Origin of the sequence: Bordetella muralis, assembly GCF_965139205.1 — a bacterium.
GTDB classification, from domain to species: domain Bacteria; phylum Pseudomonadota; class Gammaproteobacteria; order Burkholderiales; family Burkholderiaceae_B; genus Bordetella_A; species Bordetella_A muralis.
The window spans coordinates 505,405-517,685 of the sequence record NZ_CBCSIU010000001.1 but is presented as its reverse complement, the minus strand read 5'-3'; the positions used below and the strand labels follow the sequence as shown (position 1 = coordinate 517,685).

At 57.6% G+C, this 12,281-nt stretch carries 9 protein-coding genes; 8 read left to right on the top strand and 1 reads right to left on the bottom strand.

The genetic code is table 11. The annotated features are described in order from the left end of the window. Positions 1-60: 60 nt before the first annotated feature. The 7 genes from ACNA0I_RS02385 (at position 61) to ACNA0I_RS02355 (ending at position 10,369) form a co-directional block, all read left to right on the top strand. Positions 61-867 (top strand): enoyl-CoA hydratase/isomerase family protein, encoded by an 807-nt coding sequence (locus ACNA0I_RS02385; RefSeq protein ID WP_415804456.1) that lies wholly within the window; start codon positions 61-63, stop codon positions 865-867. Positions 868-894: 27 nt separating this feature from the next. Further along, positions 895-2,571, top strand: coding sequence for a GMC family oxidoreductase (locus ACNA0I_RS02380; RefSeq protein ID WP_415804826.1), 1,677 nt, complete (start codon positions 895-897; stop codon positions 2,569-2,571). A gap of 55 nt (positions 2,572-2,626) precedes the next feature. Continuing rightward, the gene (locus tag ACNA0I_RS02375) at positions 2,627-4,009 is read left to right on the top strand and encodes an MFS transporter (protein ID WP_415804455.1); all 1,383 of its coding nucleotides are present in this window, start codon (positions 2,627-2,629) and stop codon (positions 4,007-4,009) included. A gap of 1 nt (position 4,010) precedes the next feature. Next, positions 4,011-5,231 (top strand): alpha-hydroxy acid oxidase, encoded by a 1,221-nt coding sequence (locus ACNA0I_RS02370; RefSeq protein WP_415804454.1) that lies wholly within the window; start codon positions 4,011-4,013, stop codon positions 5,229-5,231. 18 nt (positions 5,232-5,249) lie between these two features. Beyond that, positions 5,250-6,935 (top strand): thiamine pyrophosphate-binding protein, encoded by a 1,686-nt coding sequence (locus tag ACNA0I_RS02365; RefSeq protein ID WP_415804453.1) that lies wholly within the window; start codon positions 5,250-5,252, stop codon positions 6,933-6,935. 330 nt (positions 6,936-7,265) lie between these two features. Beyond that, positions 7,266-9,599 carry a catecholate siderophore receptor Fiu gene (locus tag ACNA0I_RS02360; RefSeq protein WP_415804452.1) on the top strand — a complete coding sequence of 778 codons (2,334 nt, stop codon included), beginning with the start codon at positions 7,266-7,268 and terminating at the stop codon, positions 9,597-9,599. Positions 9,600-9,688: 89 nt separating this feature from the next. Next, the gene (locus tag ACNA0I_RS02355; RefSeq protein ID WP_094823587.1) at positions 9,689-10,369 is read left to right on the top strand and encodes a Fe2+-dependent dioxygenase; all 681 of its coding nucleotides are present in this window, start codon (positions 9,689-9,691) and stop codon (positions 10,367-10,369) included. Here the strand turns inward: ACNA0I_RS02355 and ACNA0I_RS02350 are convergent. Further along, positions 10,336-11,244 carry a LysR substrate-binding domain-containing protein gene (locus ACNA0I_RS02350; RefSeq protein ID WP_415804451.1) on the bottom strand — a complete coding sequence of 303 codons (909 nt, stop codon included), beginning with the start codon at positions 11,242-11,244 and terminating at the stop codon, positions 10,336-10,338. The two genes, ACNA0I_RS02355 and ACNA0I_RS02350, sit on opposite strands and share 34 nt — an antisense overlap. Before the next feature lie 129 nt (positions 11,245-11,373). On the opposite strand from ACNA0I_RS02350, the gene ACNA0I_RS02345 reads away from it, so the two are divergent. Further along, positions 11,374-12,243, top strand: coding sequence for an HpcH/HpaI aldolase/citrate lyase family protein (locus ACNA0I_RS02345; protein WP_415804450.1), 870 nt, complete (start codon positions 11,374-11,376; stop codon positions 12,241-12,243). Positions 12,244-12,281 lie beyond the last annotated feature (38 nt).

Below are 12,281 nucleotides of genomic sequence, written 5' to 3'. Positions count from 1 at the left end.
GATCGAGGGCCTGTTTCGATCAATGTATTACGGAATTCATTTCGAAGGAGTTTTACCGCCATGACAACTTTGCGACATCCCGCTCATGACCTGTTGGCAAATATCGACGGTTTTCGCGTAGAGATCAACGAAGAAAAACAGCGCGCCGACATCATCTTGAACCGACCTCCATTGAATGTCATCTCCATGCCGCAACGTGACCAACTGCGCGTGGTCTTTGAGGCATTGGACGACGACGAGCGAGTCCGGGTCATCGTTTTACGTGCCGAGGGTGAACACTTTTCCAGCGGCGGCGACATCAAGGGATTTCTCGAGGCTTCCCCGGAACACGTATCGAAGTTGGCCTGGAACATTGCCGCGCCAGCACGTTGTAGCAAACCCGTGATCGTCGCGAATCGCGGCTATTGCTTTGGTGTCGGTTTCGAAATCTCGCTGGCGTGCGATTTCCGTATCGCCAGTGAGACAACACTATATGCCTTGCCGGAGCAAAAGCTGGGCCAGATTCCGGGCTCGGGCGGATCGGCACGTTTGCAGAAAATGGTCGGCATTACGCGCACCAAAGACGTGGTCATGCGTTCTCGCCGTATCAGCGGGCAGCAAGCCTACGATTGGGGATTGGCGACCGAGGTGGTGCCCGATAATGAACTCGAGGCTGCGACCGACAAGCTAGTGGCCGAGTTGGTGGCGTTTTCTCCCATCGCTCAACGCACGGCGAAAAAACTGCTCAATGACACTGAGGATGCATCATTATCGGCGTCGATCGAGCTGGAGGGCCACTGCTATAGCCGTCTGCGCAGCTCGGACGATTTCCGTGAGGGTGTCGAGGCGTTCCATGGCAAGCGTGCTCCGAAGTTTCGCGGCAGCTGAGTCAGGGGAATCCAGATGGACACCGTCATGGGGGCGTTCGATTATGTGATTGTGGGCGGTGGATCGGCCGGCTGTGTATTGGCTCGCCGGTTATCAGAGCGCTCCGATTGCCGTGTCGCCTTGATCGAAGCCGGCGAGGATACGCCACCCGGGGCCGAGCCGGCTGAGATTCTGGACAGCTATCCCATGCCGGTGTTCTGCGGCGACCGTTGGATCTGGCCCGAGTTGACCGCTGCCGCGACTCGCAATGCAGCGCGTCGAGTCTATGAACAAGGGCGCGTGATGGGAGGCGGCTCCAGCATCAACGTCCAATCAGCCAATCGCGGCTTGCCGCGAGATTACGACGGCTGGGCGCAAGACGGTGCGCAAGGATGGGGGTGGGACGACGTGCTTCCCTATTTTCGCAAACTGGAGCGCGACCTCGATTTTCCCGATCATCCTCTGCATGGCGGTGACGGCCCCATTGCGATACGTCGCATATCGCCTGCTCAGTGGCCGCCATTTTGCGACGCTTTTGCCAAAGGCTTGCGCAGTCAGGGCCTGCCGCTGATGCAAGATCAGAATGCGGAATTCGGGGATGGATTTTTTCCAGGTGCGTTTTCCAATGAAGATGACCGGCGTGTCTCGGCAGCCACTGGTTATCTGGACGAGGCCACGCGGCGCCGTTCTAATTTGCGGATATATGCCAAGACCCGAGTTCTGCGTTTGTTGATGGAGGGCGTCCGGGTCAGTGGCGTCGTCGCGCGGGATGCTGCAGGACAACGTTTTACCGTGCGGGCACGCGAGGTAATTGTCTGCGCCGGTGCGTTGCAATCGCCGGTCTTGTTGATGCATGCGGGTATCGGCGATGCTGAGAGTCTGGCGCGCCTGGGTATTTCCAGCACGGTGCATCTACCCGGGGTCGGTCGGCAATTACAGGATCATCCCTCACTGACGTTCTGCCATTTTCTTGCTCCGCAATTTCGTGTGCCACTGACACGCCGGCGCGCCAGCATGATGGCTGCACGCGTGAGTTCAGGCGTTGCCGATTGCGAGGACGCCGATCTTTACTTATCCAGTGCAACGCGAGCCGCCTGGCATGCGCTCGGCAATCGCCTGGGCTTGTTTTTTCTATGGTGCAACCGGCCCTATTCGCGTGGGCAGCTCTCACTGACGTCGCCCGATCCCCATGTGCCTCCCCGAGTCGATCTGAATCTGTTGGACGATCCCCGCGATGTAGCGCGCTTGATTCAGGGGGTGCGCTTGCTGGCCAACACGGTTCGGGCCAGCGGCCTGGGGCAGGACGAACGCGATTTCTTTCCCGCCGCTTTTTCGCCGCGCGTCAAAGCGCTCAGCCGTTATACCCCGGCCAATGAGCGCCTGACCCGTGTGTTAGGCCTCGCGCTCGATGCTCCTGCACCGTTGCGCCGGGCTCTGATCAGCCGTTCGTTCAACGGCGGACGCAAGATGTCGGATCTGCTGGGCAATGAGCAGGAATTGACCGCTTTCATCCGCCGCCAGGTGTTCGGTGTGTGGCATGCCAGCGGCACGTGCCGCATGGGGTTAGCTACTGACGCTCGCGCCGTGACCGATAACCAAGGCCGAGTACATGGCACGCAGGGGCTACGCGTCGTCGATGCGTCATTGATGCCGCATTTGCCGTCGGCCAATACAAATATTCCAACCATCATGATCGCCGAGAAGATCGCCGACGCCATCCGCTGATCGGCATAGAAAAATTCTCGTCGCTACGAATCAAATCATCCAAAGGAGCAAAAAAATGTCGACAAGCGTGCAGCAGTCTGCATCGCAGAGCGAGGCAGGCAACAACAGGCAGGTGGCGGGAGCCGTGGTTGCCTCTTGCATGGGATGGGCCCTCGACCTGTTTGACCTTTTCGTGTTGTTGTATGTGGCACCGGTAGTGGGACGCTTGTTCTTCCCCTCGGAGCACGCCATGCTGTCTTTGGCTGCCGTGTATGCCTCTTTTGCGGTGACATTATTGATGCGGCCATTGGGCTCGGCGTGGTTCGGTTCTTACGCCGATCGAAAGGGGCGCAAAGGCGCCATGATCGTGGCCGTGGTGGGCGTCGGTTTTTCCACCGCTGCATTCGGCCTGTTGCCCACGGTGGCGCAGGTGGGTCTATTGGCACCGGTGTTGTTCATTGTGTTGCGCTTGGTGCAGGGCGTCTTTGTCGGTGGCGTGGTCGCATCGACGCATACGATCGGTACGGAGTCGGTTTCGCCTCGCTATCGCGGAGCGGTGTCAGGGTTGGTCGGCGGCGGCGGCGCAGGTATTGGCGCGTTATTGGCGTCTCTCGTCTATATGGCGATGTCGCACATCTTTCCGGGAGATCAGTTTGATGTCTGGGGATGGCGCTGCATGTTCTTTACGGGCATCATCAGTTCGGTATTGGGCCTGTTTATTTTCAACCGCCTCGAGGAATCTCCGTTGTGGAAAAAGGTTGCGGCCGAGAAAGCGGCACGCGCGCAGCAGGCTCGTCACGACGTAACGGCAGGCACTGTGCGATCCCCCGTGCGCACGCTGTTTTCCGGTGAATACCGTTCGGTGCTGTTCGTCAATTTGCTGCTGACCATTGGTGGCGGCAGCGGTTATTACCTCACCTCGGGCTATTTGCCGACTTTTCTCAAAGTCGTCAATCAGGCGCCCAGCGATGTTGCCGCCAACATCCTGATGGCATGCTCTGCAATCGTTGTCGTGGTGTCGATCATTGTGGGTCATTTGAGCACGTTTATAGGTCGCAAGCGTGCGTTCCTGGCCGTGGGCGTATTGCAGATCTTTGGTTTGCCTGCCTTATATTCCGCGATGCAAACCGCGCAAACGCCCATGGCGCTTGGGATCTACGCAGTGCTATTGGCTGGTTTGGGTTGTGCCAGTTTTGCGCCTATCCTGATTTTCCTCAATGAACGCTTCCCGACGTCGATTCGCGCTACCGGTACGGGTCTGTCGTGGAATATCGGTTTTGCGATAGGCGGCATGATGCCGACATTCGTGTCGCTGGTGGCGGCCACGCCTGCTGATTTGCCCTCGACCCTTGGCATATTCGCTGGCGCCATCAGCGTATTGTTTGTCTTGGGTGCTTTGATCATTCCGGAGACCGTCGGTCGGCTGGAACAAACAGCGCCTGCCCAGGCAGAGGCCTGACATGTGGTGCAGGCCCAGCGCGTTGTCAATTGCGGATCTGCAGCGTGCCGCCCAACGGCGCCTGCCGCCCAGTATCTATGGCTATGTACATGGCGGCAGCGAAGATCAAACCGCCATGCGGGCGAATCGCGAGGCATTTTCTCGTTGGCGGTTTCTGCCACGGCCGCTGGTCAATGTGTCGCAGCGGCAATTGGGCGTCACATTGTTTGGCCGGCAATACAATGCCCCTCTGGGGATCAGTCCCATGGGCGTTGCCGGCCTGTGCGCCTTCGAGGGCGACGTGGCTTTGGCTCGTGCGTCGTATGAAGCGGGGATTCCGTTCGTATTGAGTGCGGCGTCCACCACTCCATTGGAAAAGGTGGCTCAAGCGAATCCGGACATGTGGTATCAAGGCTATTTACCTGCCGATAAGCACGTCATCGAGCCATTGTTGCGTAGAGTGTGGAATGCCGGTGTCAAGGTGCTGGTGGTAACGGTAGATGTACCCATAGCCTCGGCGCGTGAGAACGAATTACGCAATGGCTTCAGCATTCCACTCAAGCTATCGCCACGCTTGATTTGTGGCGGCATGATTCGGCCGCGCTGGTTGATGTCGACCTTTGCGCAGACCTTGCTAAAGCGCGGCATGCCGCATTTCGAGAATTTCACCGCACAGCGTGGCGGTCCCATCATCGCCGCAGCCAAGGGCGATCACAGAGCCGGCCGTGCTGCGATGACCTGGAATGACATTGCTTGGATCCGGGACCGTTGGCCGGGCACGCTGTTGGTAAAGGGAATCTTGCGTGTACAGGATGCGCAACATGCTCATGCGTTGGGCTTGGACGGAATATTCGTATCCAACCATGGAGGGCGCCAGTTGGATGGTGCTGTTGCTCCTTTGGATGCGTTGCCGGAAATCGTGGCCGCCGCATCGGGGCTGACTGTCTTGCTAGATAGTGGCGTGCGGCGTGGCACCGATGTGCTAAAGGCGATGGCGCTGGGCGCCGATGCCGTTTTCATTGGCCGTGCTGCCATGTATGGATTGGCAGCCGGCGGGCAGAGCGGCGTTGCTCAGGCACTGGCCTTGTTGACCCGAGAAATTGATGTAGACCTTGCGTTGTTGGGGTGTCCCGATATCGCCGATTTGAGCCCTGCCTATTTAAGCCGTGCTGACCTGCCTGTGAGCGCCGGGCTGAACCAACTGAATGCATTGATGCCTGCCGTGCCCGCGGCGGTTTTTTAATACTTCTCGGAGCAATGAATGAATGTTCCCGCCAACACAACCGTATCCCGTACGGGTGGGCAAGTTTTGGTTGATAGTCTGCGGATTCACGGCGTAGACACGGCGTTTTGTGTGCCAGGGGAAAGCTTCCTCGCCGCAATCGATGCGTTCTATGAACGCCAGGACGTGATGCAATTGGTCGTTTGCCGCCAGGAAGGGGGCGCTGCCCATATGGCAGAGGCCTATGGAAAACTCACTGGCCGCCCCGGCATCTGCTTTGTGACGCGCGGACCGGGGGCGACCAATGCCAGTATAGGTATTCACACTGCCCGGCAGGATTCCACGCCGTTGATCGTCTTTGTCGGGCAGGTAGCGCGAGATTGTTTCGGACGCGAGGCGTGGCAGGAAATCGACTATCGCCACATGTTCGGCCACATTGCCAAATGGGTCGAGCAGATCGACGACCCGCGCCGTATTCCGGAATACATCAGCCGAGCCTTTCATATCGCCATGTCGGGACGGCCGGGGCCCGTGGTGTTGGCGTTGCCCGAGGACATGTTGGCCGAACAGGTCATGGTGGCGGACGCGCCCGCCTATCGTTTGGCACAGGCGGCTCCTTCTGCGCAAGCGATGACCGAGCTTACTGTCATGCTGATGCATGCTCAGCGTCCTCTGGTGCTGTTAGGTGGCGGCGGCTGGACGGCAGAGGCCAGCGCGCACGTCGCCGCGTTTGCTCAGACTTTTCAACTGCCTGTCGCTTGCGCGTTTCGCCGCCAGGATCTGATCGACAATTGTCACGATCGTTATATTGGCGAAGCCGGCCTGGGCATGGATCCCAAGCTGGCCAAGCGCATCGCCGATGCGGACCTGGTGCTTGCCATCGGTCCGAGATTGGGCGAGACCACGACAAACGGCTATGCCTTGTTTGAGGTGCCACGGCCGCGCCAGCGGCTTATCCATGTCCATGCCGATGCCGAGGAACTGGGCCGCGTCTATCAAGCAGATCTGGCCATCAATTCCTGCATGGAGCCTTTTGCCATGCAATTGGCGCAGTTGCCTGCGCCTGCTGATTGCAACTGGTCATCCTGGGCGGAGGACGCTCGCGCGGATTATCTGCGCAATCTCGAGCCTACACCCATGCCGGGCGACGTGAACCTGGCAGAAGCCGTCAAGTATCTGCGCGATACCTTGCCGGCAGATAGCATCATTACAAACGGTGCAGGCAACTACACCCTCTGGGTGCAACGTTTTTACCAGTATCGCGGCATACGCACCCAACTGGCTCCTACCAGTGGCACGATGGGCTACGGGGTGCCGGCGGCCATCGCGGCCAAGCTGTGTCACCCGGAGCGCACGGTAGTGTGCTTTGCCGGGGACGGGTGCTTTCTCATGAATGGCCAAGAGATGGCGACAGCGGTGCAGTATGGCCTGAACGTGATCTTTATCGTGGTCAATAACGCCATGTACGGCAGCATTCGCATGCACCAGGAACGTCACTACCCGGGTAGGGTGTGCGCCACTGATCTGCATAATCCGGATTTCGTGACCTTGGCGCGTGCCTACGGCGCGGCAGGCGAGCGGGTCGAGCGCACCGAGGATTTCGCCGCGACTTTTGAGCGCGCACGAACGGCGGGGCAGCCGGCGCTGATCGAGCTGTGCATCAGTCAGGATGCCATTTCACCTCGTACGACTCTGACGGCTTTGCGGGCTCAGTCGCAAAAGTAGCAGCCCTACGAGGGCTTTCGTCTGGCAAATTAGCGCTCGAAAAGCCCTCGGCCTGTCGCCTTTTTCAGGGCATGTATGTCAATGCATGTCGACGGTTCATTTTGAAATCGTCGAATATGACTTCTATTTAGGCGGCGTTTAATAAAAATGGCGAATTTAAAGCAACTTTTAGCGATATTTTGTCTGCGTCACCGTATTACAACATTTCAGCTGCTGTTCAGATTAATGTAAATCATTTTTATTTAGCATTCGATTCTCTGTTCTATGTAATTCGTAGTAACGACCGCGCCATCAGGCACGGACGGGTCGTCTATTCCCACGAGAAGCCGAATGCAATACATAAAAAACCGAAAATGCGCTCCGGTGCGTCCGCTGAGCCAGGGCTCGCTAGCGGGCAGCGCTGCTGCCTCAGTTCTGGCGACGCTCATGTTGAGCCAACCGGGCGCCGCCATGGCCCAGACCGCGGGGTCTGACGTCAAGACGCTGTCGCCTGTGAAAGTCATTGGCGAGGACACCAATTCCTACAAAGCCAACAAGCTCGAGTCCGCAAAGTTCACTCAACCACTGGTTGATACGACGCAGACAGTGCAGGTGGTGACCGAGCAGATGATGAAGGACCAGCAGGCCACGACGCTGACTGAGGCCATGCGTAATGTGGCGGGCGCAGGTACGTTCTACGCGGGGGAGAACGGTAATACCTCGACGGGCGATGCGATTTATCTACGTGGATTTGATACGTCTAATAGCATCTACGTCGATGGCATTCGCGATATTTCCAGCACGACTCGAGATATGTTCAATACCGAGGCCGTCGAGGTGATCAAGGGGCCGTCCGGTTCGGACTATGGCCGTAGCGCGCCCAGCGGCTCGATCAACCTGGTCAGCAAGCAGCCTCGATTGGATAACAGCTTTGATGCGAGCATTGGCATCGGTAGCGCACGGTACAAGCGAGGGACGATCGACTGGAATCAAGCAATTGGCGAGACGTCTGCGTTCCGTTTGAACGTCATGGGCTTAGATACCGATGTTGCTGGCCGTGACGAAGTCCAGAACAAGCGCTGGGGTATCGCGCCTTCGCTTGCCTTCGGTCTGGGCACGGACACTCGCGTATATATAGATTTCCTGCACGTCAAACAAAACAATGTGCCTGATGGTGGTGTTGTGACAATAGGCTTGCCCGGCTATCACTCACCGGGTGGCGCAATGTCATTTTTGGAGGGGGCCGACAAGGTAGATACGAATAATTTCTACGGTACCCAGTCGGATCACGATGACGCGACGACAGATATGGCAACGTTGCGTTTGGAGCACGACATTAATGACAACGTGACGGTGCGCAATGTGACGCGTTGGTCGCGTACCAAGCAGAACTATCTGTTGACTTCCTTTATGGCGGGCGGCGCGAGCGGTACGCCGGCCACGCCTAACGTAATTGGCGATCCGAATGATCCCTCTACCTGGGAGATGTATCGGTCGGCGAACCTGAAGAATTCCAACAATCGTATTTGGACCAATCAAACTAACCTAACCGCCAAATTTAGTACGGGCTCGTTCAAGCACGATCTGAGCACGGGTTTCGAGTTTACAAGTGAAATGCAGGACAATTTCGGAATGACGTCTCCGACGTATCCGAAGGTCAATATTTATCATCCGGATAACAGCATTCACGCCGAAGGTATTCACAATAACGGCGCAGATGCTCACGGCAAGACTGACACATTTGCCGTCTATGCTTTTGATACCGTCGAGTTGACTGATAAGTGGCAAATCAATGGCGGTATCCGTCTAGATCACTACCGTACGAAATACGATAGCGCTACCGCATGCGGCGGCTCGGGCCGCAACGCGGTGGCGTGCAACGGTGCCCCGACGGGTACGCCCATTACGACGGTCGATGAGCGTATTTCCGGCAACCTCGTGAATTGGAAACTCGGTGCTCTGTATCGCGTCGCGCCTAACGGCAACGTCTATGTGAACTATGGTGTATCGCAGCAGCCTCCCGGTGGATCGAATTTCCAGCTGGCTGCCGAAGGCAGCGGCAATAGCGCCAACCGCGTGGACTTCGCACCGCAAAAAGCCAAGACAGCCGAGCTGGGGACCAAATGGGAACTCTTTGATCGTCAACTGCTGCTCAGTGCTGCCTTGTTCCGCACCGAAGTCGACAACGAAGTCCAGCAAGACGTCGATGGCACCTACAGCCAGACCGCCAAGAAACGTGTGCAGGGCCTGGAGCTGGGCGCCAGCGGTCAGATCACGGACAACTGGTCGGTGAGCGCGGGCTACACGATTCAGAACGCGACAGTCGAAGACGGTCCCTCTGTGACCAACAACGGCTCCAACAACCTGACCTACACGCCGAAGCACGCGTTTTCGATGTGGAGCACGTATCGTTTGCCCGGCGGCTTTACCTTGGGCGGCGGCGCGCGCTATATCGGCAGCATGGAGCGCGGCTCCGACGGCGCCGTGGGCACGCCGGAATACGTTCGTTCGTATTGGGTCTTTGACGCCATGGCGGGCTATGAGGTCAACAAGAACCTGGACTTCCAGTTCAACGTCTACAATCTCTTTAACAAAGAGTACGTTGCTGCGATCAACAAGAGCGGCTACCGCTATTTCCCTGGCGCGCCTCGTACCGTATTGCTGACGGCCAACATTCATTTCTGATTCGCGCAGACGGATGTTGAACGCCGCCGCGGCGGGTGGACTACAGTCCTGCCTGTCACGGCGGTTATTGCATTTTTAGCGGAACATTCATCATGCTGCATATACCCCAGATCCTGACACAAGACGAGGTTCGAGACATGCGCCGCCGTCTGGACGCGGCTGAATGGGTAGATGGCCGCGCCACCGTCGGCAGCCAAGGCGCGAACGTCAAACGCAATCGCCAACTGGCCGAATCGTCAGATCTGGCCCGGGAACTGGGCGAGACCGTATTGCGAGCCTTGGCCCGCAACCCGCTGTACTTTGCGGCCGCGTTGCCTCTGCGTACCGTTCCGCCGTTGTTCAATCGTTACGAGTCTGCAGAAACCTACGGTTTTCACGTCGATGGCGCCGTGCGCAGTTTCCCGGCGGCACCGGGTTGGTTACGCACGGACTTGTCGGCAACGCTGTTTCTCTGCGATCCCGACGACTATGAGGGTGGCGAACTCGTCGTGAAAGATCTGTATGGCGAGCATCTCGTCAAACTGCCCGCCGGCGACATGATCCTGTATCCCGCCAACAGTCTGCATTGCGTCACCCCCGTGACGCAGGGCGCACGCGTGGCGTCGTTCTTCTGGATTCAGAGCATGATCCGCGAACATAACCGGCGGCAGATGCTGTTCGAGCTCGATCAGACCATTCAGCAACTGCGTGCTCAGTTAGGGGAAACCGAGCAGACGCTGTCGCTGACGAATTGCTATCACAATTTGTTGAGAGAATGGACTGAGCTTTGAGCATCCCGCTGGTAGACCCGCACCGCGGCGTCGAGAAAGGCTTCTATCAAACGCAGGCGCGGTGATGACCGGAGCCAGATCAATCCAAATCGGCGCGGTTTACATGGCGTTTTCAACGGAACGCTGACAACGTTCAGGCCGTTTTGCCATTGATGCCACGCGCTAGGTACGATCGACACGCCTAGGTCTTTGTGTACCAGGCGAGTGATGGCCTCCGTCGAGGCGAGTTCGAATCGCTCTTTGGGGACGATGCTGTTCTGGCGCAGATAAGTCTCGATCTGTTGGCCTGCCCAGCTTTCCCGGTGATAGCGTATGAATGGCTCCCGCTCAAGCAACAGGTGCGGGTCGGCACCCTCATGCTTGCGGGAGGCAATCAGGACGAAAGGCTCATCGCAAAGCAAATGCCACCCCATGACCTTTGATGGCGTAAATGATGGCTCGATGGCGATCGCAGCATCCAACGTGCCTCGTTCGACCTGTGTGTGAAAGTCGGGGGACTGCCCGGACATGATCCGTACTCGGATCTCGGGATATTGGCTGTTCAGCGCTTCGAGAATGTCGGGGATTTTGCCTGCCAGGACAGTATTGCCTGTTCCCAGGCTGAGCTCGCCCCTGAGTTCGTCAGTATTGGCCAACGCCGCCAGCGAGTCGACTTCGTCGATGATTTTCTGCGAGGCGTCCAGAATCCGGTGAGCAGCCTGTGTGAGATGCACGACTTTGCCTGCGCGGCGTACCAACTCGACACCCAGATCGCCCTCTAATGTGCGTATCTGCTGGGCAATGGCGCCATGGGTCAGATTCAATCGTCGAGCGGCCTCCGCCATGGAGCCGTAGCGATGAACAGCCAACAGCGTATGTAATAGTTTGGTGTTCATCCGTTGCGCAAAGGCTCGGTTGGGCGAAGAGGGAAAAGATAGGATAGCTATCTTTTGATCATGCTTGCAAGCGCCCTAAAACCATCTATGTCCCGATAGCATGAATGCTCATGGATATGAGAGGGACCTATGCGCAGCAAGTTATTTGTACCGGCTTCCCGGCCTGAGCTATTCGCCAAGGCGCTCAAGAGCGCGGCGGACGCGATCTGTTTTGATCTCGAGGATGCTGTACTGGAAAGCAAGAAAGCGTACGCGCGGGAATGCCTGGCGAATTTCTTCAGTACCGATGAATTCCACTCGCTGCGTCACGAAGGCAGAAAAAGCATCATCGTTCGTGTCAACGCGCTTGAAACTGGCCATACTGAAAACGACCTCATTGTTTCCTGCGTGGCTGGGGTCGATATCCTCAACATTCCCAAAACCGATACGGTCGAGGACGTGCTTCGTTTTACTGCCATGTTGGACGCACGAACCCAACAGACGGCCCGAGAAGGCGGGAAACTCGATATCCGTGTCCTGGCAAACATCGAAACCCCTAGGGCGCTCTTGAATGCGGCCGAAATCGCAGCGGCTCATCAACAGGTCTGGGGACTTCAGTTGGGGCTGGGAGATTTATTCGAGCCCTTGGGCATCGCCCGCGAAGACGCCCAGAATGTGCACACGGTGATGATGCAGATGCGCATCGCGGCGGGAGCCGCAGGCAAGATTGCCTACGACACGGCCTACACCAATGTCGCCAATGCCGAAGGTTATCGCCAAGAGGCCTGGCGGGCACGCCAAGCGGGATTTCTAGGCAAGACATGCATCCATCCCAATCAAGTCGCCATTGCCAACGACGTGTTCAGCCCTACGGAGGCGGAGATCCGCTGGGCCGCGAAAGTAGTGGAATCGGCCGAGCAGAACGACGTCAACGGCGCCTACATGTTGGAGGGCAAGATGATCGACGGCCCATTCATTGAACGTGCGCGGGCCATTCTCGCGCAATCGGCTGGCCAGTGAGCATGCATCAATTCGTTGTAGAAAACCGCTGCGAGTAT

Coding starts and splice junctions, on each gene's coding strand:
- ACNA0I_RS02385 (WP_415804456.1), top strand. CDS start 61: ATGACAACTTTGCGACATCCCGCTCATGACCTGTTGGCAAATATCGAC.
- ACNA0I_RS02380 (WP_415804826.1), top strand. CDS start 895: ATGGGGGCGTTCGATTATGTGATTGTGGGCGGTGGATCGGCCGGCTGT.
- ACNA0I_RS02375 (WP_415804455.1), top strand. CDS start 2,627: ATGTCGACAAGCGTGCAGCAGTCTGCATCGCAGAGCGAGGCAGGCAAC.
- ACNA0I_RS02370 (WP_415804454.1), top strand. CDS start 4,011: ATGTGGTGCAGGCCCAGCGCGTTGTCAATTGCGGATCTGCAGCGTGCC.
- ACNA0I_RS02365 (WP_415804453.1), top strand. CDS start 5,250: ATGAATGTTCCCGCCAACACAACCGTATCCCGTACGGGTGGGCAAGTT.
- ACNA0I_RS02360 (WP_415804452.1), top strand. CDS start 7,266: ATGCAATACATAAAAAACCGAAAATGCGCTCCGGTGCGTCCGCTGAGC.
- ACNA0I_RS02350 (WP_415804451.1), bottom strand. CDS start 11,244: ATGAACACCAAACTATTACATACGCTGTTGGCTGTTCATCGCTACGGC.
- ACNA0I_RS02345 (WP_415804450.1), top strand. CDS start 11,374: ATGCGCAGCAAGTTATTTGTACCGGCTTCCCGGCCTGAGCTATTCGCC.